The following is a 25,786-nucleotide window of genomic DNA, read 5'->3' on the forward strand; positions in this document are numbered from 1 at the left end:
GCGAACTTCAGCTTGAAACGGGTTTGATTAATCCTTTGAGGCGGCCGGGCATGGCGCCTCTGGCGAGGGTGTGACGCAAGGGTGTTTGCGAACACGGCCCGATGCCTGGGCCGTTGTGATGTTCGCAGGGGAACGCGCTCATTAATGCATCGTTGCTGATGCGACGCTTGCCGGGTGTGTCAGTCCGATTTTTTTGCCCGTGCCGCCGGCTGATAGCCCTCGACCTGCTCGATGCGCCTCTGCACGCTGTCATCGATCAGGGCATCGGGTGGGTAGTGTCGTTCTTGAATGCCCAGCAGCCGCCACAGGACCGAGGATTTTTGATGCAGCGGGCCTGTCGGGTCGCCGTGGATCCGGGACAGCGGATCGCCTTCCAGCTGCAATCCATGCTCGACCGCGCGCTCCAGCATCCAGCGCAGGGTGATGTCGGAAAGCCCGTGCTCGGAGTTCCCGCCACCCACGTCGCTGTGACCGCCGGCAAACCAGCGCTGCTCGATGTGCTGCTCGTCTTTGGCCTTGCTCTCGTCCCAGGGCGTGGGGGAAAAGGGCCGGCGCTTTTCATCCAGTGCCAGGGCGTGAAAAGCGTAGCGCACGCCCGGGCTCAGGCGGCGGTTGTGAAACTTGCGCAGCGAGATCAGACAGCCCAGCGCGCCGACGGTATCCCACACGCCGACCAGCCAGGGCTTGCAGGGGCGGGCGAAGGTATCGCGAAAGCTGCGAAGGGAGGTGGCGTCATCGCCGCGCAGAAAGCGCCGGGTGATCTCCTGAACCATGTTCTCGTGATGCGGATAGAGAATGCCGCAGCGGTCGATCATCGAGGCCAGCGAGCGGGCGGCAAAGGCGCCGCGGCTGAAACCGAACAAAAAGACCCGGTCCCCGGGCTCGTATTCGTTCATCAAAAAGCGGTAGGCATCCTCCATGTTCTGCTGGATGCCGTAGCCAAAGGCGGTGCCCAGGGCGCGCCCCAGCGTACGACCCACGCCGAGGCCAAAAAAGGAGGCCGCAAAGGTGCCCACGCCCGGGCTATAGAAGGCCTTTTGCTGATCGCCATGGCGCACGACCGATCGAAACAGATGCACTACGTTGGTGTTGACGCGGCTGAACTGCTGATTGGTGCCATCGCAGCACACCACAAGATTCTTGCCCATTGCTGTCGCTCCGCCCTGATAGCGATGTCATGTCGGGCCCTTTAGCGTAGCGTCTGGCCGTTGTCGCGCCAGTCACGCCGGGGATGCCTCAGCTCGGCGGGCGATAGAATTGGAAGCTGCCGGTTTCGGCCGTCTGCACAAAGCTTGAAGCCCAGCTCGGGGTGATGCCGCGATGATGGAAAAACAGCGCCCCGTGCGTGCGGTCCACCAGGGTGGCGTTCAGCGCGCGCCGGGCGATCTCGCGAGCCGCGGCGTATTCTCCCAGCTCTTTGGCCTCATCCGGGCGCCCGTCGCACCACCAGGAGAACTGGCAGCTGCCGGTTTCCGGACCCTGCTGGACCACACCGCACAGCGTGGTGGGAAAGCGGCGGCTGCCGAGACGATTCATGATCACGCTGGCCACAGCCTCCATCTCTTCCCGGTCGGTGCCCTTGGCCTCCCAGTAGATGGAGCGGGCCAGACAGCTGACGGCATCATCCAGCGGCGCCTGACCCTTCGGGTCGATCGCGCGTGTGCCGTCACGGGTGAGGCGAACGTCCTCGGGTGGCGGCTGCACGCCGCCCTCGTTGGACGCACTTTGTTCCAGCACCTGCGCCTTTTGCTGCGCGACGGCGCGCTGGGTGGTGTCTGATGCCTGAAGCGTGGGGGCATTCAGAAAGACAGCGAGACAGGCGGCGAGGATCAGGGCGTGGCGCATGGCAGCTCTCGTGGCGAAGGAGGTTCTATCCTACGCATCCTTGAAAGCCCCCGGAAACCCTCTTTAAGGCCAGGGCAAACGCGGCACAGATCGAAAAAGCGCCCGGATGGGCGCTTTGGGGAAGAAAAATTCAGTCGGTTTTCCAGCCCTTTTCAAAGAGCATCTTGCCGGGCCATGTGTAGGCCATCACGCCGCCGTCGGCGAGGATGGTCTCACCGGTGACAAAGGAGCTGTCATCGCTTGCCAGAAACAGCGCCACCTTTGCCATCTCCTCGGGCCTGCCGAGCCGGCCCATTGGGGTGACCCACTTCTGGGCGTCGCGAAACTGCCGGCCGCTGTCGTCTTCCGGGCTGCCGGCCAGATCGCTGACCAGCGGCGTCTCGATGGTGCCGGGGGCCAGCGCGTTGACGCGAATGCCGCTGCGGCCGTAGTCGATCGCCATGGTCTTGGTCATGTTGGCCACCCCGCCCTTGGCCGCGTTGTAGCCCGAGCGGTCGAGATCGCCGGCGGAGGCCGACATCGAGGTGGTGTTGATGATCGAGCCGCCGCGCTCCAGCATCAGCGGGATCAGATACTTGCTGACCAGAAAGGTGCCACGCAGGTCGGTGGCGATGATGCGATCGAAAAGCTCGGTGGGGTATTCATGCAGCTTGCCGCCTTCCTGATCGACGCCGGCGTTGTTGAACAAAATATCCAGCCGACCATGATCGGTTTTGACCTGCTCGGCAAAGCGCTTCACGGCTTCTTCGCTGGCCACGTCCAGGGTGTGGCCCTCGGCCCGGTAGCCGGCATCAACAATGGCGCTGACCGTGCGCATCACTTCCTGCTCGTTGACGTCGGCGCAGATAACGGTGGCGCCTTCCTCGGCAAACATCTTTGCCGTGGCGGCACCGATGCCGGTGGCCGCGCCGGTGACCACGGCAATGCGTTGATCGATTCTGCCCATGATGAACTCCCTTTGACTGGCAGGAAACGTCATGTCCATGACGCCTCAAAGGGCCCTCAATAAAGCAGTTGCCCGGCCCCTTTGCCAGTCAGGGGCTTGAGGCGTCGTGTCGCAGGCCGCCGCCTCGATTCGATGGCGGCACTATCCGGCGCGCCACTCGGCCCCGGTCAGCTCACACGAGACCTGCCAGAGGCGCTCGCCCTGGACCGAATCACGCGCCGCGCTGGAAAGCCGGGCCCGCTTCGGGGCGCCGCGCGTCTCGCCGGCGCCGTCGGGGCCGAAATAGTCGCCCGGGCGAATGTCGCTGGCGGTGGCGGCGTGGATCGTGGGGCGGGCGCCCTCGGTGGCGTTCTGGCTCAAAAGCGGCATGGCCAGGCGAAAGAGCGTGCCCACCAGCGGGCGGCTTTTCACGCCGTGATCAAACAGCGCCGTTCGCGACAGCCCCGGATGCGCCGCCAGGCTGTCCAGCCCCCACAGCTCCCGGTTGCTGTGGCGCTGCAGGGTCTGGCTGAACATCAGCATGGCCAGCTTGGACTGGCGATAGGCGCGCCACGGGTCGTAATCATTGGCGCCCTGCAGGTCATCGAAATCGATGCGCCCGCCCCGGTGGGCCAGACTTGATAGCTGCACCACCCGCGGTGAGGCGGCGTGCATCAGCTGCGGCAGCAGAAGGCTTGTCAGCAGAAAATGGCCCAGATAGTTGACCCCGAACTGACGCTCGAAGCCCTCTTCTGTCAGCTCGCGCTCGGGCAGCGCCATGACGCCGGCGTTGTTGATCAAAAGATCCAGCGAGGCTTCGCGGGCCTGCACGCGGTCGGCGAATTCACGCACCGAGCTCAGTCGATCAAGATCAAGCAGCTCAAGGCATACATCGGCCTTGGGCGATTCCGCGCGCAGCGCCTCGACCGCGGCGTGGCCCTTGTCCTCGTTGCGCGCGGCCACGATGACGCGATAGTGCTGATGCATCAAAGCGCGCGCCGTTTCAAACCCCAGCCCCGCATTGGCGCCGGTTACCACGGCCAGCGGCCGTCTATCCGCGCGTTCAGTCATGGCAATGCTCCGCAGTGGATGAACCGATCACGCGATCAGGCCGGGTCCGTCTCGCTGATGGTCTGGATCACCTCAAAGCCTTCGAACTTCGGCGGCCCCAGATAGAGCCCCTCGCGGCGGCTCTGGCCGGCATTGGCATGCGCGGCGCGAAAGGCCTCGGAGTGGGTCCAGGCGTCGAAATCCTCGCGCGAGCGCCAGATCGTGTGCGAGGCGTAGAGCACGTGATCCTCTTCTGCCGGGCCGCGCAGCATATGGAACTCGACAAAGCCGGGCAGGCCCTTGAGATGGCTTTCACGCTCAAGCCACAGCGCTTCGAACTCTTCCACACGTTCGGGATTGACCCGAAAACGGTTCATGGCAATAAACACCGGACACGCTCCTGTACATCGTCAATACGCCGGGCGCACCGCGCGCCCGCCGGTCATTTTCAACCATCGGGCGCACCGCGCGCCCGCTCATGGCAAGACGATGGCACCTTGCAGGCATCGGGGCAAGATGCGCATCGCTTATGGCGTATCGGCGGCGACGGGGTCGAGCAGGGCGTGACAGGTCTCACCCGCTGGAAGCCTCTGCTTGCCCTGATCGGTGAACAGCCAGGCGTCATGCTCGCCCGGCAGGTCGAAACGATCGCCTTCCCGACGCAGGGCCGCGCCTTCCGGCAGGGCCAGCACCTGCATCGAGGCATTGAGCGCCAGATACTCCGTCAGACGCTCTTCGCGGCTTTCGCCGTGATGCCCGGCGCTTTTGCCGGCAATAAAGTGCGGATTAATCTGAAAGGGCACCAGCGCAAGCGTGCGAAAGCTCGGCGGCTCGATGATCGGCATGTCATTGGTGGTGCACAGGGTCGGGCCTGCGATGTTGGCACCGGCACTCCAGCCGATATAGGGCAGCCCTTCAAGTACGCGCTCGCGGATGACCTTCATCACACCGGCCTCGTACAGCCGGCTGACCAGCGCAAAGGTATTGCCGCCGCCGACGATGAGCGCCTGGGCGCTGCGCACCGCCGCCACAGGGTCATCGCTGTTGTGAAGGCTTTCAAGGGGGATGCCCGTAGGCTCGAGCGCTCGACGAACGTTATCGAGATAGACATCAAAGCCGCGGCTGACGCTGGCATGTGGGATAAACAGCGCCCGCGTGATCGCCACGGGGTGAGCGCTCAGGAAATCGTCGATCAGGGGGCGAGTGTACGTTAGATAACCGGTGTCACCGGCCATGGCGCTGCTCAGTAGTAGAAGTCGCGACATGTCGTTCTCCTGTAATGACACCATCAATGTAGCCGCCCGTCAGGATCAAGAGGCGTCTACGGCCAGGGCATCGACGCGCGCGCGATACAGCTGCTCACCCAGCACCGCTTCGTGAGTGGCATCACTTACATCGTGTCGCTGTTCCGGATAAAGCCCCAGACGCTCGAACAGACGCCGGTCGTGGTCGGCCTGCGGGTTCTGCGCCGTCAACAGCCGCTCGCCGTAAAAGATCGAGTTGGCGCCGGCGAAAAAGGCCAGTGCCTGGGTCTCGTCGCTCATCAGCTCGCGCCCGGCCGCCAGGCGCACGTGAGAGGCGGGCATCACGATGCGCGCGGTGGCGATGGTGCGAACGAACTCGATCGGGTCGAGATCCTCGACGTGAGCAAGCGGGGTGCCTTCGATGCGGATCAGCATGTTGATCGGCACACTCTCCGGATGGGTGGGCAGGTTGGCCAGCTGCTGCAAGAGGCCGGCGCGATCACTCACGCTCTCGCCCATGCCCAGAATGCCGCCGGAGCAGATCTTCATGCCGGCCTGGCGGACGTGATCCAGCGTCTCCAGCCGCTCGGCATAGGTGCGGGTCGTGATGATCTCGCCGTAGTACTCCGGCGAGGTGTCCAGGTTGTGGTTGTAGTAATCAAGCCCGGCGCCCTCCAGCGCCTGCGCCTGATCACGGCTCAGCATGCCCAGCGTCATGCAGGTTTCCAGTCCCATGGCGCGTACGCCGCGCACCATCTCCAGCACGTACGGCATGTCCCTGGCGCGCGGGTTCTTCCACGCCGCCCCCATGCAGAAGCGACTGGCCCCCACGGCTTTCGCCCGGCGCGCCTCTTCCAGCACGGCCTCGACCTGCATCAGTTTTTCGCGCGCCAGCCCGGTGTTGTAGTGCCCGGACTGCGGGCAGTACTTGCAGTCCTCCGGGCAGGCGCCAGTCTTGATCGACAAAAGCGTCGAGATCTGCACGGCATTGGAATCGAAGTGCTTTTGATGCACGCCCTGCGCCCGGAACAGCAGCTCGTTGAAGGGCAGGGTGAGCAGCGTCTCGATCTCGTGGCGCTGCCAGTCGTGTCGATATTGCTCGGGGCGGGGAGAGCCGTGATCAGGGGTGGGCATGACGCTGTTAACCTGAAGTATTTTTAAAGGTGACAAATACCTTGCCAGCCCTGGTAGTTAACTTCAAATATTTTAAAGGTTAACAATAAAACCTGTCAGGTGCGTCGATCAGACAAGGCGAGCCAATGAGAACAATTTTCGAGTGTAAAAAAGAATAGTTTTTATCTGCATTGACTTTGCAACGGCTGTTTCATCAAAATCCCGGAGCCATAACACCGATAAACGGCGCGCCAGACGCGCCAGCAAGGGACATCATGAAAAAGCCATCCTGTCGTGGGCGGGCGCTGGACGCTCGGCACTCACGCCATCGCGGCATTGCCGGCCGCCGCGTTCTGACACTTGTCACTACCGGTGCCTGTCTGGTCACGCCCATCATCGCCCAGGCCGATGACATCGATACCCTCACCGTCACGGCCACCAATCTTTACGACAACGTCGGCTACACCCGTCACGTGACCAGTGCCGGCACGCGCATGAACCTGGCGCCGAAGGAAATCCCGCAGACGGTCAGCATCATGACCGAGCAGCGCCTCCGGGATCAGAACCTTGAGACGATCGAGGACGCGCTGACTCAAACAACCGGCGTTTCGGCCCGGCGTATCGACAGCGACCGGGTCCGCTTTTCCGCCCGCGGTTTTGATATCAACAGCTATCAGTACGACGGCATCCCGACGCTCAATACCGACAGCCGCTGGTATTTCGGCGAGGGGGCGCAGAACACGGCGATCTACGACCGAATTGAAGTGGTCAAGGGCGCCAATGGTTTGATGACCGGTGCCGGTAACCCGGGCGCCTCGGTCAACTTCGTGCGCAAGCACGCCGACAGCCGCGAACTGACCGGCTCGGTGTCCGGCACGCTGGGCAGCCGGGACAAACAGCGCGGCGTGGTGGATGTCACCACGCCACTGACCGACTCCGGCGACGTGCGTGCGCGCTTTATCGGCGGCTATGAGGACGGCGACAGCGCTCTGGACCGCTACGGCAGCCGCAAGAAGTTCGGCTACGGCATTATCGATGCCGATGTCACCGAAAACACCACCGTCTCGGTCGGCTACGACTACCAGAACACGCACACCAGCTCGCCCACCTGGGGCGGCTTCCCGCTGTGGTACAGCGACGGCGGGCGCACCAACTACACCCGCTCGTTCAGCGTGGCGCCGGACTGGTCCTATTACGACTTCGAGTCCGAAAAGGTCTTTGCCGGGCTGGAGCATCGCTTTGCCAATGACTGGACGCTGCACGGCAACGCCACGCACGAAAAGACCGAGATGGATGGCAAGCTGGCTTATCCTTCCGGGTTTCCCGACCGTGAAACCGGACAGGGCACCCTGTTCTATACCGGCTGGAACAAGGGCGAGCGTCGTGTCGATTCGGTCGATGTCTATGCCAACGGCCCCTTTGAGCTGATGGGGCGCCAGCATGAGCTGGTTGTCGGCGGCAGCTACGCGGACCAGAGCAACGACTACGAGAACCGCTTCATCGATGGCTTCCCCGTCAACGATCTCGACAACTGGAACGGCTCAGCGCCCAACACGGGCTGGGGCAGTTTCTCGCCCTCCGAGCGCGCCAGCACCCAGCAGAAATCCGTCTATACCGCGGCCAGACTCTCATTGAGTGATCCACTGACGCTGATCGTCGGCGCGCGCTATACCGACTGGTACAGCAGAACCTGGGCGAGCACGCTGGGCAACGACTCGCAGAGCGAAAGCGATGTCACCCCCTATGGTGGCCTGATCTATGACCTCAACGATGTGTGGTCGGTCTACGCCAGCTATACCGAAATCTTCCAGCCGCAAAGCTATCGCCTGGAAGGCGCCAACGGCTATCTCGACCCGCTCAAGGGCAAGAACTACGAAACCGGCGTCAAGGCCGCCTGGTTTGACGGTCTGCTCAATGCCTCCTTCTCGGTCTTCCGACTCGAGCAGGACAACGTGGCCGATGTAGTCAGCACGCCCGGTTCCCTGATCAGCACCGCAACGCCAGTGAGCGACGTGGTCAGCGAAGGGTTCGAGGCCGAAGTGACCGGTGCGGTCACCGACAACCTCGACATGACCGCCGGTTTGACGCACTACACGGCGACCTCGGCGCAGGGCGATTTCAATTCCGACCGGCCACGCACCCAGGCGAATCTGTTTGCCAGCTATCGCGTCCCGCAGCTTGAAGCGCTGACCATGGGCGGTGGGTTCAACTGGCAGAGTCACACTTTCGAGCGTGATGTGGCCGGGCCGCAAGGCGATGAGAAGGTCGAGCAGGGCAGCTACACTCTGGTCAATCTGTTCGGGCGCTACGCCTTCACGCCGGATCTCTCCCTGCAGGTCAACGTGCGCAACCTCTTTGATAAAAAGTACTACAGCTATCTCGACGGCTACGGTGTCTACGGCGAGCCGATGAACATTACCTCTACGCTGACATACTCGTTCTAGTCTTTGAGAAAACAAGCGCGGCCGACAGCCCTGTCGGCCGCTTTATTCGAATCAATTCATGTTGCCGTGCGACACTCGGGGCCACCGTCATATTCGTGGAGCCTCGGGATGCCCACCGGTTCGCTCGCCACCCTCGTTCGCTTTACTTATCCCTTTGAGGCCCATTTGTTCAAGGGTCTGCTTGAATCGCGTGGCCTTGCAGCCTTCATTGCCGATGAGCACCTGATCACGATGCAGTGGATGTGGGAGATCGCACTCGATGGGGTGAAGGTGCAGATCCACTCGCATGATCTTGAAGCGGCTCGTGAGGTGCTCACCGACTATCAGACGCACCGGCTGGCCGAATCCGCCACTCAAGCGGAGGGCCCGCCGCCGCGCAGCGCGGTGCGCTTTTACGGCTGGCGGGCGTTGGTGGCTGCCTGCTGGGCGGCAACTGGGGTGGTGTTTCCAGTGCCGTCATCGAAGGTCAGAACATGACGGCTCTCGCATCTCCTGTAGCGTGAAGCCGATGATTTATGGCTTATGTATCTCGAAGATCGACACAGGAGATGATTAAACATGACCGGCTGCACCAATGACGACATCACCATTGCACTGGCACAACTCCCGGTCATCAGAGGCGCCTTGGCTGACAATCTGGCCAAACACCTGACGTATATCGAGCGTGCCGCCTACCACGGCGCCGATGTGATCGTGTTCCCCGAGCTCTCGCTCATCGGGTACGAGCCGGATCTGCTGGAGGCTCTGGCCATGTCCGACGATGCAGAAGCCTTCGCCACGCTGCGTGCGGCTGTCAGGGCCAATAACCTGGTCGTGATTGCAGGCTGCTCGCTGTCCAAAACGCGTAGGTCTATCTCGTCAGCGCGCTGATCTCCGAATCCGGTTATGACGCTGATGCCGAGCTGCTTGCCGGGATAGCGCAACGCCATCAATTTCCGGTACTGCTGTCCAATCATATTTCCAGTACGGGCGGCTGGCAGACCTGCGGCAGAAGCGGCGCATGGGATGCCCGCGGTGAGCCGGTTGTTGGTGCCAAAGGCAATGATGCCGGTCTGGTCCTCTGTACGATAAAAGACGGCGTGCTGGATGGTTCTTCGGAGAACATTATTTCGATGGAAGGCATCGCCTGATGTGCCGGCATTATCGCACCGGGAAAAGACCCTCGATCATCGCTGAGCCAGGGTGATCAATCTGATAGCGCTGACAGCTTCCCGGGCACTGCCATCACCCAGCCCTGAATAGCCAGAGTCGTCGGGTCATTGCGGCGGCTCTCCGGGTAGACCAGAAAGAAGGCGCGGTCTTCCAGCTCGGGACCGAAAGGGTGCACCAGGCGCCCTTCCGCCAGCTCGTCTTCAATCAGTTGACGGCTCATCAGCATGACGCCCTGACCACCCACCGCCGCCGAGATAGCGTGGTTTTCATCATAGAACGCCAGACCGGCGTCGATATTTAACTCGGCTAGTCCGGCGAATTTTTGATATCCCGGCCAGTCCATGGGCGAGATAAATATGCCCTGAGGTCGAAAGTGAATCAGCGGATACCGTGAGACATCTTGCCCGGCGTGCTGAAAAAGCCCCGGGCTGCAGGCAGGCATCAAGGTGGTATTAAACAGCTTTTCGGCAACCATCCCGGGCCAGCGTCCATCGCCATGGCGAATGGCAAGGTCAGCGGTGACCCCGTCCAGCGCTACGGGCTCGTGGGAGGCATGAAGTCTCAGATCAATGTCGGGGTGGGATTCGCGCAGTCGATACACCCAGGGGAGCAGCCAGCGTACGGCAACGACGGGTGTCGTTGACAGGGTAATGGCTCGGCGCTGTGGCAGGGTGCTCAGGCGTTCGATTACATGGCTGATGTTATCGAACGAGGCTTCCAGCACTTTTTGGAGTTCCCGACCCTGCGGCGTTAGTTCAAGCTGTCTGGACCTGCGGATAAATAGGGCCATGCCCAGCGCCTCTTCAAGCCCCCGAACCTGATGACTGATGGCCGTGGCCGTAACCGACAGCTCCAGGGCTGCCTGCTTGGCACTTTCATGGCGAGCCGCCGCTTCAAAGGATCGAAGGGCAGACAGCGAGGGCAATCGTTGCGCGCTCATGGATGAGTTCTATTCATTTATACCGGCAAGAAATGGTCGTTTGTTGCGGTGTATAGCGCCCGCATAAGCTGCATCTGTTGCTCAGCATAGATGAGTTCAGCTTAAAGGGAGACTACCCATGCCGCATATTCTGCATATGGACGCCAGCGCTCGCCCCGGTATCGCCGGAACCGATCATCATGGCTCTCATAGTCGCCAGCTGTCCCACCATTTTGTCAGCCAATGGCAGTCACGCCGCGCCTGCGACACGGTCACCTATCGAGATATAGGCCAGCATCCGCCTTCCTTTATCAGCCACGACTGGATCGCATCGGCGTTCACCCCCGAAGCGCAGCGAAAGCCCTGGATGAAAGAGGCGCTGAAAGAAAGCGATCAGCTGGTCGATGAGCTGATCGCATCAGACATTCTGGTGATTGGCACGCCGCTCTATAACTTCGGCATGCCTGCCGCCCTCAAGGCATGGGTCGATCAGATCATCAGAGCCGAGCGCACGGTGGGCATAGACAGAAACAACCCGCTCGACCCCTATATTCCGGGGCTTACGGATCGAGAGCGTCACGCGGTCATCCTTACGGCCAGAGGCGGTGTGAACATGGCGCCTGGCCAGGCGATGGCCCACATGAATCACCTGGAGCCCAATCTGGTGTCAGCGCTTGAGTTCATCGGCATTACCCGTATTCACACCATCGCCATTGAGGGGCAGGAAATCGGTGGCGACGTGCTGGCGCAATCGATTGCCCAGGCGCGGCAGAATGTTGAACGGCTCGTGAGAGAACTGCAGGCAGCGATGCAGGACATGCCAACCCCTGAGCCGGTTTGAAAACAGGATACAGTGCTCTGCCACCGTGGGGCGTGACGCCCGCGATGGAACATTCTGTTGCAGTACAAAAAGCCCACCGAGCGGTGGGCTTTTGCGTCATGCAGTACCTGGAGGGCCTTGCTCACCCAACCCCGTTGCCATACCCCATCGCCACGCTTGCCTGCTCGCCGGTTTCCACCCAGACACTCTGGGGGATGGTGTACTCCTTCAGCCCCTCCAGCCCGCTGGAGCGGCCAAAGCCGCTGTCGCCGAAGCCGCCAAACGGCGACATGACGTTGATCGCCTTGTAGCTGTTGATCCAGACCGTGCCGGCGCGCAGTTTGCCGGCCACCCGGTGAGCGCGCGCAACGTCCTGCGTCCACACGGCGCCGGCCAGGCCAAAGCGAGTGGCGTTGGCAAGCCTTACTGCGTCGGCTTCATCATCAAAGGGCATGACAACCACCACCGGGCCGAAGACCTCTTCACAGGCGATGGCCATGTCCGGCGTCACATCGGCGAGCACGACAGGGGCCAGAAAATAGCCGCTGGCGCCTTCGGGCAGGCCGTGCGGGCGGTGGCCGCCGGTCACGATCCGTGCACCGGCCTCAACGGCGGCGTCGATCATGGCCGTGACGCGCTCGAACTGCTGCGCGTTTTGCAGCGGGCCCATGCGGGTGGCGTCTTCCTCCGGCAGGCCGACCGGAATCTGTGCGGCGGCGCGTCCCAGTCGCTCAACGACTTCGTCGAAACTGTCACGCTGTATCAAAAGCCGTGACCCCGCCACACAGCTCTGTCCGGCGGCGGCGAAGATAGCGGCCTGCGCGCCAGCAACGGCGTCATCCAGGCGGGCATCATTGAAGATGATATTGGCGGACTTGCCGCCAAGCTCCAGCACGCTCGGCACCAGCCGTCGGGCCCCCGCCTGGGCGATCAGGCGCCCGCTGTCCGGCGAGCCGACAAAGACCAGCTTCGAAATGCCCTCATGATCGGTCAGGGCCGTACCGGTGGTCGGCCCCACGCCGTTGACGATGTTGATCAGTCCTTTCGGCAACCCGCCGCTTTCCAGCAGTTTCGCAACCACCACCGAGGTAAAGGGCGTCAGCTCCGAAGGCTTGAGCACCGCTGCGTTGCCGGCGGCGATGGCGGGCGCCAGCTGCCAGGCGCAGGTGAACATCGGCGCGTTCCACGGCGTGATCTGACCCACCACGCCATAGGGCACGTGGCGCACGTAGTTGAGATGCGAGGTCGGCACCGGAATCACCTCACCGTGCTGCTTGTCACACCAGCCGGCGTAGTACTCGAACATCTCGCGCACCTTGCCGACCTCGCCACGGCAGTCGCTGATCGGCTTGCCGGCCACCACGCTTTCAAGTTGTGCAAGCCGTTCTTCTTCTCCCTCGAGCGCCCGCACGGCGGCGTTCATGTGCCGGCCGCGGGCGCTGGCAGTCAGTGCGATCCATTCCACCTGAGCCCGGGTGCCGGCACTGACGGCGCGCGACACCAGTGCCTGGCCGGCATCTGGATAGCTCACCAGCACGTTACCGGTGACCGGGTTGCGCAGCGTGATCGGATCGCCCTGGCCGGTGACGGCCTCGCCATCGATCCAGTTGCTCGCCGGAGCGGCGTTGCGGCTCAGCCCGAAGTGATCGAGCAGGGTCTCAAGATGGGTCCGGGCGCGTTCATCCAGTGCAGTCGTGGTCGACATGACAGCGCTCCTGTTACTTGCGGGCGGTGGCGAGAAGGGCATCGGCGATGCGGTTGAAGTCGTCCTGATCCTCGATGTCGTGCGCCGCATGCCAGCGTTCGACCACGTGATTCAAAAGGGCCATCGGGGACTCCAGCTGCTCGGCGGCGTCACGGGCCAGGCGCAGATCCTTGCGCATCAATCCGGTGGTAAAGCCCGAGTCGAATCGCTCGGAGAGAATCCATTCTGGGAAGTTGACCTCGCTGACCGCGCTGCGCCCCGAGCCGCTGTTGAGCCCGGCCAGGCAGGCGGCTGGATCGACGCCGGCCCTGGCCGCCATGGCGATGGCCTCGCCGGTGGCGATCAGGTTGGTCGCGCACAGATAGTTGTTGGCCAGTTTCACCACGTGACCGCTGCCGGCCGGGCCGACATGGGTGTAGCGCGCCGACAGCGCCTCGAGCACAGGGGCCACGCGCTCGATGGTGGCGGCCTCGCCACCCAGCAGCATTCCCATCCGGCCCTCGGCAGCACCCTTCGGGCCACCGCTGACCGGGGCATCCAGCCATTCAAGGCCGGCCGCCACGACTTTCTGCGCCAGTTCGCGGCTGACGACCGGGTCACTGGTCGAGGTATCCATCACCACACTGCCTTTAGCGGCGTGTTCGACAAGCCCGGGACTTGACTCGATCACCGTGCGCACATGGGCAGCGGTAGGCAGTGACAGCAGATAGACCTCGGCGGAGGGCAGCGCAGCGTCACTGGCAACGGTCAGCCCCTGATCACTCAGGCGCTGGCGAGTCTGCTCATCGGGGTCGATACCGGTGACATCAAAGCCGGCACGCTTGAGCGTGAGCGCCATGTTGCCTCCCATCTGCCCCAGGCCAATGACGACGATCTTTATGGACATGCGTTTCTCCGTGATGCGACAGGTGTAAACGTCGGTGTGGCGCTCCGAGTCAGGAGGGGGCCACACCGTCGCGGATCAGAGCAGCAGCTGGGCGACCACCGCCGAGCCGAGATAGGTGCCGGTAAACACCAGCAGCGAGACCAGCACCAGCTTCCAGCCGGTACGGCGGAACATGCTGAACTCCTGCTGTGACAGGGCAAAACCGGCGTAGGCCAGCACAGGCGTGACGATGGCCAGGAAATTGACCTGTGAAAGCTGCTCCACCAGCCAGGCACTGCCGGGGAAAAACGGCAGGGTCATGAGGATGCTGACCAGCGAAATCCAGGCGATCGCCGGCAGGTAAAAGGGCACGATTCGGGTAATCACCAGCCCGATCAGGCTCATGACATAGAGAATGATCATGCCGGGCAGGGCGCCCCACAGCGTGCCCGAGCTGACCACGTTGGTGATCCAGCCCACCGCGCACACGGCGGCCAGCATCGCGGCGGTATGGCCCAGCTGCTGCTCGGGGCGTGGCTCGGCTGCGGTATCAGCGACACTGGCGGTATCGGGTGCTTCAACATCCACGCCGGCCCCGGCCCCTTTTCTGACGCTCAGACGCTTGTAGAGCCACTCCGCGACCGGCAGGGCGATAAACAGTGACACATACAGCCCGGTGGCATAGGTCAAAAGGTTACTGGCGCCGGCAAAGGCCAGCAGTTCCTCGCGCATGGCGGGCACCGCTTCGGCAAGCGCGCCCGAACAGGCCGCCACCATGCTGCCACTGCCCACCCCGCAGGCCATCGCCAGCGCCCTCGGGTCAAACCAGCCCGCCGAGCCGAGAAAGCCCGCCATTAGCGCAAACCAGAGGGTGCCGAACATGGTGCCGACCACATAGACGCCCATTACGCCGATGCCCTCCGGCCCCTTGAGGCCGTAGCGGTCCGAGATGATCGCAATATTGGGCTCGCGCGCGATCGAATAAGTCGCCCCGATCGACTCGCGGCCCATTTTCAGTACCAGCACGGCAAACGGTAGGGCAATCAGCATGGTGCCCAGATTGCCCAGCTCCTGAAGAATCAGGGCCGGCCCGGCGCTAATGATCTGATCGATCGACGGCCCGATGGTGGAGCCAAAGCGGGCGATAAACGGCATGATCGCCATCAGGATGAGCGGCGAGGCCGCTGTACTCAAGCGCGGCGGCACCAGCGGATGCACCCGTCTGGAAAGATGGGGGTTAAGCGCAATTGCCAGCAAAAAGGCATAAAACAGCGGCAGCAGTAACAGCGTTCCGACGCCCAGCGGAATCCTGATGATACCGATCCACTCCGCAATCAGCGAAAGGATGACGACCAGTACATGCAGACGTAGCAGATCGAGCGGTGACGCCCGGTTGGCAGTATTCATGACAGTGTTCCCATGGTGTTGTTTGGCAGTTGGCCAGTAGAGACAAGCCGGCGCCTATTGTTATGGGGCCCGTAATCGCACGGGGCTGCCAGTATCAACGAATGGCGGGAGATGGGGAAGCGCGGCGATGTGTCGCGGGCCAGGGGTATCGCCGGCCCAGCGTCTTAAACATTGGTCATCTTTTTCGCTGCTGCTGATCAACTCTTTTGCGAGCGGGGGCGTTCTACTGTTTATAACGCGTTAGAAACTTGCATGCCCATGCCAACCAGACCCGATAACCCAAGGCGCTTTTCCTTGAAAGCCGGTGGGTGCGCGTGCCACGGCGAATGGATAAGCACGATCCCTTGCCGACATCGCTATGATGATCATGCCGGCCTCGATGCCGGCGTAGCCTCAATATCTCGATGCAAGGCGTACCGGTCCGAATGTCGTTTGTGTGACGGACAGTGCGTCATCCTTCAATCATCAGGAAGACACCTCATGTCACTCACAACGCTGCTGGTTCCGACCTTTACACAAATGTTGGGCACGCTCTCGGGCTGGCTTGAGAAGGCGCAAAGGCAGATGCCGGAAGACCAGGCGCAGGCGCTGCTGTCCGCGCGTCTTGCGCCGGATATGTTTCCCCTGTCGACCCAGATTCGATTTGCCTGCGTGCAGGTGCACGAGGCCGTATGCCGGCTCAGGGGAGAGGCGTTTCCGGAGTCCATCAGGGAGCTGCGTGATGAAGGCGTTGATGCCGGCGAGCGTCCCGGTTCGTTTGCAGACGCTCAAACCCGGATCGAGGACGCCATGGCGCTGCTCGAGGGGCTCGACCCGGACGGCCTGGATGTGAACGCGGACAAGCCACTGGTACATGAGCTGCCCAACGGCATGATTCTTGATTTAACCGCCGAGCAGTATGCCCGCGACTGGGCGCTGTCCCAGTTTTATTTCCACCTCATGACCGCCTATTCGATCCTGCGCAGCGAGAAGGTAGAACTTGGCAAGGCCGACTACATCGCGCACATGTTTCCCTGTATTCGTCCGGAAACGATCCATCAACGTTGACCGGGGGCGCCGTTGCTTGAGCCTTTGCCCGTCCCTTGAGTCCGGCGTTTAGCGCCATCATTCGGTCCATGGCCGCCGCCGGCTTGCGCCAGCGGCGGCCGTGAGGCCGGACGAGACGCATCAGATCACCTCTGCCTTTCTCTCCAGACGCACCACCAGCTCATGCGCCTGCCCATCCAGCGCCACCCTTGCTTCTTCAGCACCCTTCAGCCGCTCTCCATCCAGCGTAATACCCGCCGTCTCGCCGGCCTCAAGGCGCTCAACGCGAATCGTCACGCGGCTGCCTTCCAACTCGACGGTGGCTGAATAGCCCGGCCAGTGGTCGGGAATGGCGGGGGCGACGATCAGCTCGCGCCCTTCGCGGCGAATACCGAGAATGCCGTTCACGCCGGCCTGATAGAACCAGCCGGCGGAGCCGGTGTACCAGGTCCAGCCGCCGTGGCCTGTATGCGGCGGCTCGGAGTAGACATCCGCGGCGATCACGTAGGGCTCGACGCGGTAGCGCTCGACCGCCTCATCGGTCAGCGCGTGGTTGATCGGGTTGATCAACGAGAAGAGCCGATGCGCCCGGTCGGCCTGGCTCAGCCTTGCAAAGGCGAGAATCGACCAGGTGGCGGCGTGGGTATACTGCCCGCCGTTTTCGCGCAGCCCCGGCGGGTAGCCCTTGATGTAGCCGGGCTCCTGAGCGCTTTTGTTAAAGGGCGGGGTGAACAGCAGTGCCAGGCCGTTGTCCTCATCGATCAGATGCTCCGAGACCGAGGCCATCGCCTGCTCGGCCCGCGTCGGGTCGGCACCGCCGGAGAGCACCGCCCAGGACTGGGCGATCGAATCGATCCGACACTCCATGCTCTCCCTGGAGCCCATCCACTCGCCGTCATCAAAGGTGGCGCGACGATACCAGGCGCCGTCCCAGGCGTGGGTCTCGAGCGCCTCTCGAAGCGTCTCGGAGCGCTCGCGCCAGCGCGCGGCGCGTTGAGGGTCGCGGGGCGTGATGAGCGGGTCAAACAGCGCCAGCGTGCGCAGCAGCATCCAGCCCAGCCAGACGCTCTCGCCGCGGCCTGCCTCGCCGACCCGGTTGAAGCCGTCGTTCCAGTCGCCGGTGCCGATCAGCGGCAGTCCGTGCTCGCCGAACTGCTCAAGCGCCTGCTCCAGTGCCCGCACGCAGTGTTCAAACAATGGTGCGGTCTCGGCGGCCGTCGCCGGCTGGGAGAAGTCGTCATGCGCGCCGGCCACCAGTGGCGGAGCCTCCAGAAAGCCGACCGATTCATCAAGCACGGCGGGGTCGCCTGCGCTTTGCACATAGCTTGCGGTGGCAAACGCCAGCCACACCCGGTCATCGGCGATGCGGGTGCGCACGCCCTGGCCGGAGTGCGGCAGCCACCAGTGTTGCACGTCACCCTCGATGAACTGACGCCCGGCGGCACGCAGCAGGTGGTGGCGCGCCAGTTCGGGCTGGGCGAAGGTCAGCGCCATGCCGTCCTGAAGCTGGTCGCGAAAGCCGTAGGCGCCGCTGGCCTGATAAAACGCCGAGCGAGCCACCACGCGACACGCCAGCGTCTGGTAGGTCAGCCAGCCGTTGACCATGACATCCATGGCGCGATCGGGCGTTGTGATCTGAAGCGCGCCGTGAAGCGTGCGCCAGTAGTCTTCCACGGCCGTCAGCTCGACGGTTAGATCCGCCTTTCGGTAGCGCGCGATCAGTGAGCGCGCGGTATCCGCATCACCGGCCAGACCCAGCAGGGCGGCCAGGGTGACGGTCTCACCGGGTTCCAGTGTCAGCGTGCACTGCAGCACCGTGCAGGGATCCACCCCGGCGCCGGCCCGGCCGCTCAGACGCCGGCGTCCGGAGAGCGCTTCGGGCTCGGCCAGCGTCCCGGTGCCGAGAAACTCGCCGCGATCGGCGGTGAACGCGCGCTGTCGCGCGTCCAGATCAACAAAGCCGACCCGATCCGGGAAGGCCATGTTCCACGGGTTGCGCATCAACAGCGCCCCGGTCTCGCCGTCGTGCTCGGAGATCAGGCAGGGCGCGTTTTTGGCGCGAGCGTTGCCCATCACCCAGCTGGCGTAATGGGTGATGATCAGTTGCTGCGGAGCCTGTGTGCGGTTGGTCAGGGTGAGCTGCGAGATCTTGACCGGGTCTTCAAGCGGCACGAACTGCACCAGCGTCATCGCAAGCGCCTGCGTGTCGTGCTCAAAGCGGCTGACGCCGAAGCCGTGGCGGGCCACAAAGCGCGAGTGCTCGCGGCCGGGGCGATACGGCGCGGCGGTGACGGTGTCGATGGCGCCGCTGTCGGCGTCCTGGATATAGATCACCTCGCCGGAGGGGTCGCTGACCGCATCGTTGGACCAGGGCGTGAGCTGGTTGTCGCGGCTGTTGTCCGCCCAGACGTAGCTGCTGCCCTCGGCGGAGACCTGAAAGCCAAAGCCCGGGTTGGCGATGACGTTGATCCAGGGCTGCGGCGTGGTGGCACCGTCATCGAGGACACAGACGTACTCTCGCCCATCGCTGGCAAAGCCGCCGGTGCCGTTGAAAAATTCGAGCGTCTCCTTATCAAACCTGTCGAGACTCTCCCGTTCGGGATGGGCCGGGGCGCGCTCGACCGGGGCGTCTTCGGTCGGTGTGACATCGATCGACGTGGCCTCAACCGGCGTGTGCTCGAGGGTCAGCGGCTCGTCGCCGGCCAGCAGCGTGGCGAGCTGGCGATGCAGCGGCCCCTTGTGGGCGCGCAGCACCACGCGGGCCACGGCCAGCACCAGATCGCGCGCGGCCGGGCTCAGCTGATGCCCGCGCAGGGAGATGACCGTGCCCAGCGCCGGGTCGTGGCCGTCGTGCGGCGGCGAGCAGTGGGTGCGTACGGCGATGTCGATGGCGTCCTGAAGCTCCTGGAGATAGGAGTGCGAACGCTCGTTGAGAATCACCAGATCGACCCCGAGGCCCTTGGCCATCCAGTACTCGCGGGCGCGCAGCAGGGTCTCCACCCAGCCGATTTCCTCGGTATCGGCCAGGTGCAGTACCACGATCGGCAGATCGCCCGAGATGCCCATCGACCAGAGATCGGACTGTTTCGAGAGCCCGCGCAACAGCGTGGCTTCCGGGGCGCGAAAGCGTGCGTCGTGATAGAGAATCGGCGCGGCCAGGCGCTGGAAGTCGGCGGCCTCGTCCAAAGCGATATCCAGATGGCGCAGCTGCACCTGCGCCTGCGTCCAGGCCATCGTTCTGGCCCGCTCAAACGCGCCGGCGTCGTGGTGGCGGTCGATCAGCGCGACCAGACTGTCGCGGCTGTCGGCGACCACGGTCCAGAAGTCGACGTGGGCAACGTGGCCCGGCGCGATGGAGACCACATGGCGCAGGGAGAAGATCGGGTCGAGCACCGCCCCGGTGCGCCCGTCATGCATCGGCTCGGCGCCGTCAAACGGTGCGTCACACAGGGCCGCCGCCGTGGACAGCGTGCGGCCACGCCCCAAAAATCGGGCGCGATCCGTCTCGAAGCGAAACCGTCGGGGCGGGGCGTCGTCACCGGCCCGCTCGGCCTCGTGCGGCGTCTCGCGGCTGGTGTCATCAATCCGTATAAAGTGCCCCACCCAGATCGGTGCCTCATGAGGGTCGCGATGGCGGCGGGTGGCCGTCAGCGCCTGATACTCGGGGAGGGTATCGGTCTCGACGAACATTTTGGCAAACGCCGGATGGGCATCGTCAGTGGCCGGCGTGGTCAGTACCAGCTCGGCATAAGAGGTCAGCTCGATGGTGGCCTCGTGCTCGCCGTTGTTTGTCACGCTCACCCGTCTGATCTCGGCGTTGTCCTCGCCGGAGACCCGCACCTCGAGTGTGGTGGTAAACGTTGCCGCATGACGCACAAAGCGGGCGTGATCCTCGGCGAACTCGACTTCATGCGTGGCGTGCTCATGCCGGCCGTGGTCATTGGTTATCTCGCGCGGGCCGCCGGCGGACCAGCGCTGTCCGGTCTCCCGGTCGCGCAGGGCGATAAAGCTGCCCCAGTCATCCGTGGTCGGGTCCTCGCGCCAGCGTGTGATCGCCAGTTTCCCCCAGCGGCTGAAGCCGGCTCCGGCGTCGGTGAGCATCACCGTGTAGCGCCCGTTGGAGAGCAGATGCGTCACCGGCGGGGCGGACGGCCTGCCGGTTAGACGGCGCACCGCAGCCTCGATTGGCGGCTCATCGACGGTGATGACCGGGTCGGTGTCGTTGGGGGAGGGCAGCGTTGCCACCTCGCGCGGCAGGCGTTCGTGGAGCAGCAGCTCGCTGGCCTGGATCATCGGCTCGGCATGAAAATGGGTGCGAAGCCGCCCGCCCAGCAGGGCATTGGCGATGGCCACCACGGTCATGCCCTGATGGTGGGCCATGACGTTGCGCACCACCACAAAGTGGCGGTCCATCGGCAGGCGCGTCGGGGTGAAGTCGATGGCATCGAAAAAGCCGTAGCGGCCCTCGGCGCCCAGTTCACGCAGGCGCGCAAAGTTGTCGATCGCCGCGCGCGGGGCGACCATCGCCGCCAGCGCCGTGGCGTAGGGGGCGAGCACGAAGCTCTCGGCCAGCCCGCGCTTGAGCCCGAGCGAGGGCACGCCGAAGTTGGAGTATTGATAGTTGGCCTCAAGGTCGCGCGCGTTATAGGCCGACTCCGAAATGCCCCAGGGCTCGCCGCGCTGTCTGGCGTAGTCACGCTGACACGCCACCACCAGCCGGTTGGTCTGTTCAAGCAGGCTGTCGCGCGGCGCGCGCATCACCAGTGACGGCATCAGGTACTCAAACATCGACCCCGACCACGACATCAGCACCACGCCGTCGGGCTGTGGGCTCACCGCCCGGCCCAGCCGGAACCAGTGGCGGGTGGGCAGATCGCCCTTGGCAATGCCGATCAGGCTTGCCAGTCGCGCTTCCGAGGCCAGCAGGTCGTAGCAGCCCTCATCGAGTCGGTCCTCGCGCGGAGCGTAGCCGATCGACATCAGCTTGCGCTCGGCGACCAGTAAAAAGGCAAAGTCCATCTCGTGGGTCAGAGTGCGGGCGCGCCGGGCCAGCTCGCGCAGGCGCGCGCCAAGAGACGGTGCGGTCTCGACATCGGCCTCGTGCTCGTCAAGACAGCGTTCCAGACAGGTCAGCCAGTACGCCGGGGTCGCGCGTCGGGTCAGGTCATCGACGCCGTCGTTGTCCGAAACCTCCGGTTCAAGCGCCACGCCCGGATCATCGTGTTGCGCGGCGGTGTCTTTCGAGGCGCCGGCCGCGGCATGAGGGGGCCTGGCCAGCAGCACACGCCAGCTTGCCAGCGAGCAGCGCACGTCAGCGGTGCTGTCGCGCCGGGTCGAGACGCCCTCAAGGCGTGCGATCAGGGCCTGCAGCTCGGTAAGCAGTCGGGTTTTTGTCGCCCCGGGCAGCGTCCGGTCAAGCTCGGTGTCCTCATAAAAGAGATGCAGCGTATCGATCAGGCCGTCACGCGGGTTGGCGACACAAGGCTCGTCGATCCACGCTTCGCAGGCGTTGGCCATCGCGATCAGGTGGCCGGCAAGGTTGCCGCTGTCCACCGCCGAGACGTAGCGTGGCTCCAGCGGGGCAAGCGTTGCGGTGTCGTACCAGTTGTAGAGATGGCCCCGGCAGCGCTCGAGCGAATCCAGCGTGTCAAAGGTCGCCTCCAGCCGCTCGACGGCGCCGCGGGTGCCGATCCAGGCGAAATCCCGCGCCGCCACGCAGGCGAGCAGGTAGAGCCCGATATTGGTGGGTGAGGTGCGCTCGGCGATGACCGGCTCGGGGTCGAGCTGAAAGTTGTCCGGCGGCAGTGCGTTCGAGGCAGGCGTGACAAAGGTTTCAAAAAACTGCCAGGTGCGGCGGGCGATATGGCGCAGCGTGCGCGACTGGCGGGTATCGAGTTTGAGATTGTCGGTGGTGTCGCCGGGGGCGCGGCTGGTCCACAGTGCCACCAGCGGGGCGGCAAGCCAGGCCGCCAGCAGCGGCAGCAGCAATGCCCAGCCCGGCGTTTCAAACAGCGCCAGCACCAGCACCACGCCAAAGGCGAACAGCATGCCACCGGCCATCTCGCGGGCAAGGGTTGCCATGCCAAGCTGGCGGTCCCTGAGGGCGGCGGCGGTGGTCCATTCGAGCAGATGCTTTCGGGAGACATAGACGCGATAGAGCGAGCGGGTGATGGCGTCGATCATCTGCCAGGCCTGATTGGCCAGCAGGGCGACATTCAACAGGCAGCGACCGGTCTCCAGGGCCAGATCGCGGGCCAGCGTTCGCCGGTGATGGCGCCAGTCGCCGTCGTAATGGCGCGGCTTGAGCGCGAAGCTGATCGGCAAAAGGGCCGGAATGACCAGCGCGGCCAGCGTCAGCATGAGCGCCACAAACGCCACCGGCACCTTGAATGCCGCACAGACCGCGAAGGCGGCAAACAGGCTCGGCGCCAGCAGCGAGCGGCGCAGGTTATCCACGATCTTCCAGCAGCCCACGGCGCCCAGTGCGCGTCGGTCGGCGCCCTTGCCTACCACCCAGGGCAGCAGCTGCCAGTCACCGCGCACCCAGCGGTGCTGGCGGCGGGCGGCCACGTCGTAACGTTCCGGCTCCGCCTCGACCACCTCGACGTCCGAGGCAAGCCCTGCGCGGGCAAAAATTCCCTCGAGCAGGTCATGACTGAGCAGGCTGTTTTCGGGAATGCGGCCCTTGAGGGCGCGCTCGACGGCGTCCACGGCGTAGATGCCCTTGCCCGCAAACGACCCCTCACCGAAAAGATCCTGATAGAGATCCGAGACCGCGGCGCTGTAGACGTCAAGGCCACCGGGGGCAGAGAAAAGACGCTGATAGCGCGACCCCTCGCGGCCAATGGACAGCGAGGGCGTGACGCGCGGCTGCAAAATGGCGTGGCCGTGGGTAACGCGGCCGGTGTCATCGAGGACCGGCTGGCTGAGCGGATGCGCCATCTTGCCGACCAGACGGGCGATGGTGTCCCGCGGCAGGCGGGTATCGCTGTCGAGCGTGACCACGTATCGGACCCCAGTCGGCACCCAGGGCGCCCTGCCCCCTACGGCTGCGAAGGAGGTGTCGGTGGCGCCGCGCAGCAGCCGGTTGAGCTCGGCCAGCTTGCCGCGCTTGCGCTCCCAGCCCATGAATTTGCCTTCGCCCGGATTGTACTGACGCCACCGGTAGAGCAGTACGAAGCGCGGCCCGTCCGGGCCGGGGCCGTGTCGGCGATTGAGTGCGGCCACGGCGTTCCACGCCAGCTGCAGACGGCGGGCGTCATCGGGTGTTTCGGCGGTGTCGGCATCGAGCCCGTCGAGCAGCAGCGCAAAGGTCAGCGCACCGCCGTTGCCGGTGAGGTAGTGCACCTCCAGACGCTCGACCAGCTCGGCCACCTCGTCGTCCCCGCCGAGCATGGCAGGCATCACGACCATGGTTTTAAGCGAGTCGGGCACGCCGTGTTCCAGCGCCAGCCCCGGCAGCGCCTCGCCGCCCACCCCCATGCCCAGCATGCGGTTGATCAGCGACATGGCGATATCGTTGGCGGGCAGCACCATCAGCGCCAGCCATACCCAGGCCCACCCCGAGACCAGTCCGGCCGACATGAGCCCCCACCACGCCAGCATTAAAATCGCTGCGGTGAGCAGCCAGCAGGCCCCGGCGTAGCCGGCAAGGCCCATCCCGAGCACCAGCCGGCGAAGCCGCAGTGCGGGCGGCGGGCGAAAGCCCAGGTCGCGTTCGAAGCCGGGGCGGCCCTCATCGATCAGATAGTAACCGGGGTCTGCGCGGCGGATGGCTCGGGCATCAATGGTCTCGGAGGCCGGCGGTATGCCGTCGACGGATGATGCCCCGCCGGCTGAGGAGGTGCCGTCGGCTGAGGGAGTACCGGCGGCATCGCGGGCGCGGCGGGCCACGGTGAGTTCGTCGCAGCCGGCGCCGCGGGCGAGCTGTTCGATGGCGTTGCGATAGCGGTCGCGCGTGGCGAAATCCATCTCGCCGAAGTGACCCTGCTCGCGCAGGCAGCGATCCACCAGACTGACCTGCTCCACCAGCGCGGCCCAGTCAAAATCGGCAATGTGGCGCAGGCTGGTGATGGCATTGCGCACACTGATGTTCGAGGCGCCCTGCCGGTGATGGGCGTTCTGGACCACGGTCGCGGTGGTGGTCTCCAGCCGGGTCATCTGCTGTTCCAGCCAGTAAAGTGCCGGCGAGCGGCCCGGGTCCTGATCGCGCAGGCGCTTGGCCAGCTGGGCGTAGAAGTGCTCGGCAAAGGCGCCGAGGGCGTGCGGGTCCACCTCGGCCAGCGCCCGGCTGCTGTCGGTGTCGGGGCTGAGCATCCGCTCGCACAGCGCATCGGCGGCGTTGCGGGCATCGCGCGCGCCCACGATCTGATCGGCCAGACGGCGGATATTTTCCACCAGCACCAGCCGCAGCGAGATCGCCACTGCCCACAGTTCCCCCAGGGTCAGCACTTCGACGCGCTGATAGGCCTCGAGAAAACGAATCAATGTCGGGGCATCGAAGCGGCTGTCGGTATGGGCGATGTAGGCCCAGGTCAGCCCGAACACCCGCGGATAGCCGGCAAACGGGCCGTCGGCGAGCTTGGGCAGCTGGCGGTAGTAGCCCGGTGGCAGGTCGCGGCGAATATCGCTGACGTGCTTTTCAACGTGGTTGTAGTGATCCAGCAGCCACTCGGCGGCGGGCACGGTATCGCGGCGATGGGCGGCGTCAACGCTCAGGCGGTGATGGGTCGCACCGAGCGCTGTGATGTTGTCGGCAAGGCGCTGATAGAGCGGCATCACCCCCGGCGGACGCTCGGTGATCGGCTGCGCCGCTGCCAGACTCTCGGCGTGCTGCTCGAGTCGCTCCGGACCAAAGAGCGCTTCGCGCACCGGCTCCACGGCGTCCCACGGCGGACGCGGGGACGAGTGCCTGTTGGTGAACCGCTGCCAGAGGGTCATGACCCCACCGCCGGGAAAAGCCCAGCGCCGTGTCCGGACAGCATCAGCCGGTCGCAACGACCTGCCACAGGACAACATCGAACCATCGTCGTTCTCCTTCTCGTGAAGGCACGAGAATGGGGCCGGCACGAACGCGGGTTGCGCGCTGCGTGCTCGGCCAGAGCCTCACCACGCCGTCACCGGCCGGCCGCACTGTCGAGATCAGCGCGGCCGACAAGCGGCATGGTGAACGAGGTGAGAGGCGTCGCGTCAGGGAAAAGCGCGTGGGCCGGGAAAAGAAGCGGCGGGGAGAGACACGCGCCTGACGCGAATCCGGACAGGTCGTCCTTTG

General features: G+C 64.3%; 17 protein-coding genes. 5 read left to right on the forward strand and 12 right to left on the reverse strand.

Going from position 1 to position 25,786, the window contains the following annotated elements:
* Positions 1 to 179 precede the first annotated feature (179 nt).
* The 7 genes from ACS92L_RS14105 to bioB all read right to left on the reverse strand — a co-directional run bounded on the left by ACS92L_RS14105 (position 180) and on the right by bioB (position 6,198).
* Positions 180 to 1,148, reverse strand: a complete 969-nt coding sequence (locus ACS92L_RS14105) for a DUF2235 domain-containing protein (RefSeq protein WP_438765694.1) — start codon at positions 1,146 to 1,148, stop codon at positions 180 to 182.
* 88 nt (positions 1,149 to 1,236) lie between these two features.
* Positions 1,237 to 1,845 (reverse strand): cell wall hydrolase, encoded by a 609-nt coding sequence (locus ACS92L_RS14110; protein ID WP_438765695.1) that lies wholly within the window; start codon positions 1,843 to 1,845, stop codon positions 1,237 to 1,239.
* A 130-nt stretch (positions 1,846 to 1,975) separates the two neighbouring features.
* The gene (locus ACS92L_RS14115; protein WP_438765696.1) at positions 1,976 to 2,791 is read right to left on the reverse strand and encodes an SDR family oxidoreductase; all 816 of its coding nucleotides are present in this window, start codon (positions 2,789 to 2,791) and stop codon (positions 1,976 to 1,978) included.
* Between the two features lie 141 nt (positions 2,792 to 2,932).
* Entirely contained in the window at positions 2,933 to 3,841 is a 909-nt protein-coding gene (locus ACS92L_RS14120) for an oxidoreductase (RefSeq protein WP_438765697.1), read from the reverse strand.
* A 35-nt stretch (positions 3,842 to 3,876) separates the two neighbouring features.
* Positions 3,877 to 4,209 carry an antibiotic biosynthesis monooxygenase family protein gene (locus ACS92L_RS14125; RefSeq protein WP_438765698.1) on the reverse strand — a complete coding sequence of 111 codons (333 nt, stop codon included), beginning with the start codon at positions 4,207 to 4,209 and terminating at the stop codon, positions 3,877 to 3,879.
* Between the two features lie 138 nt (positions 4,210 to 4,347).
* Entirely contained in the window at positions 4,348 to 5,085 is a 738-nt protein-coding gene (gene pepE / locus ACS92L_RS14130; protein WP_438765699.1) for a dipeptidase PepE, read from the reverse strand.
* A 45-nt stretch (positions 5,086 to 5,130) separates the two neighbouring features.
* Positions 5,131 to 6,198, reverse strand: a complete 1,068-nt coding sequence (gene bioB / locus ACS92L_RS14135) for a biotin synthase BioB (RefSeq protein WP_438765700.1) — start codon at positions 6,196 to 6,198, stop codon at positions 5,131 to 5,133.
* Positions 6,199 to 6,452: 254 nt separating this feature from the next.
* Here bioB and fhuE point away from each other — a divergent pair, with 254 nt between their 5' ends.
* From fhuE to ACS92L_RS14150, 3 genes are all read left to right on the forward strand, one after another.
* Complete coding sequence (gene fhuE, locus ACS92L_RS14140; protein ID WP_438765701.1) at positions 6,453 to 8,621, forward strand: ferric-rhodotorulic acid/ferric-coprogen receptor FhuE; 2,169 nt, start codon at positions 6,453 to 6,455, stop codon at positions 8,619 to 8,621.
* 108 nt (positions 8,622 to 8,729) lie between these two features.
* A complete protein-coding gene (locus ACS92L_RS14145; RefSeq protein WP_438765702.1) occupies positions 8,730 to 9,098 on the forward strand; it encodes a putative signal transducing protein in 369 nt (122 codons plus the stop codon).
* A gap of 81 nt (positions 9,099 to 9,179) precedes the next feature.
* Positions 9,180 to 9,491: a nitrilase-related carbon-nitrogen hydrolase gene (locus tag ACS92L_RS14150; RefSeq protein ID WP_438765703.1), complete on the forward strand. Its 312-nt coding sequence runs from the start codon at positions 9,180 to 9,182 to the stop codon at positions 9,489 to 9,491.
* A 316-nt stretch (positions 9,492 to 9,807) separates the two neighbouring features.
* Here the strand turns inward: ACS92L_RS14150 and ACS92L_RS14155 are convergent, their stop codons facing one another.
* A complete protein-coding gene (locus ACS92L_RS14155) occupies positions 9,808 to 10,713 on the reverse strand; it encodes a LysR substrate-binding domain-containing protein (protein ID WP_438765704.1) in 906 nt (301 codons plus the stop codon).
* A 118-nt stretch (positions 10,714 to 10,831) separates the two neighbouring features.
* Here ACS92L_RS14155 and ACS92L_RS14160 point away from each other — a divergent pair, with 118 nt between their 5' ends.
* Positions 10,832 to 11,533 (forward strand): FMN-dependent NADH-azoreductase, encoded by a 702-nt coding sequence (locus tag ACS92L_RS14160; protein WP_438765706.1) that lies wholly within the window; start codon positions 10,832 to 10,834, stop codon positions 11,531 to 11,533.
* 121 nt (positions 11,534 to 11,654) lie between these two features.
* On the opposite strand, the gene ACS92L_RS14165 is transcribed toward ACS92L_RS14160, so the two are convergent.
* The 3 genes from ACS92L_RS14165 to ACS92L_RS14175 all read right to left on the reverse strand — a co-directional run bounded on the left by ACS92L_RS14165 (position 11,655) and on the right by ACS92L_RS14175 (position 15,489).
* Positions 11,655 to 13,217: an aldehyde dehydrogenase family protein gene (locus ACS92L_RS14165; protein WP_438765707.1), complete on the reverse strand. Its 1,563-nt coding sequence runs from the start codon at positions 13,215 to 13,217 to the stop codon at positions 11,655 to 11,657.
* A gap of 13 nt (positions 13,218 to 13,230) precedes the next feature.
* A complete protein-coding gene (locus tag ACS92L_RS14170) occupies positions 13,231 to 14,103 on the reverse strand; it encodes an NAD(P)-dependent oxidoreductase (protein ID WP_438765709.1) in 873 nt (290 codons plus the stop codon).
* Positions 14,104 to 14,178: 75 nt separating this feature from the next.
* On the reverse strand, positions 14,179 to 15,489 hold the full coding sequence (locus ACS92L_RS14175) for a DUF3100 domain-containing protein (RefSeq protein WP_438765710.1): 1,311 nt from the start codon (positions 15,487 to 15,489) through the stop codon (positions 14,179 to 14,181).
* Between the two features lie 480 nt (positions 15,490 to 15,969).
* Between ACS92L_RS14175 and ACS92L_RS14180 the strand changes: the two genes are divergently transcribed.
* Positions 15,970 to 16,536 carry a DUF1993 domain-containing protein gene (locus ACS92L_RS14180; RefSeq protein WP_438765711.1) on the forward strand — a complete coding sequence of 189 codons (567 nt, stop codon included), beginning with the start codon at positions 15,970 to 15,972 and terminating at the stop codon, positions 16,534 to 16,536.
* A gap of 120 nt (positions 16,537 to 16,656) precedes the next feature.
* Here the strand turns inward: ACS92L_RS14180 and ACS92L_RS14185 are convergent, their stop codons facing one another.
* Positions 16,657 to 25,455 carry a GH36-type glycosyl hydrolase domain-containing protein gene (locus ACS92L_RS14185; protein ID WP_438765713.1) on the reverse strand — a complete coding sequence of 2,933 codons (8,799 nt, stop codon included), beginning with the start codon at positions 25,453 to 25,455 and terminating at the stop codon, positions 16,657 to 16,659.
* Positions 25,456 to 25,786: the final 331 nt, after the last annotated feature.

The sequence above is a fragment of the Kushneria halocnemicola genome (genome assembly GCF_965650455.1).
Lineage (GTDB): Bacteria > Pseudomonadota > Gammaproteobacteria > Pseudomonadales > Halomonadaceae > Kushneria.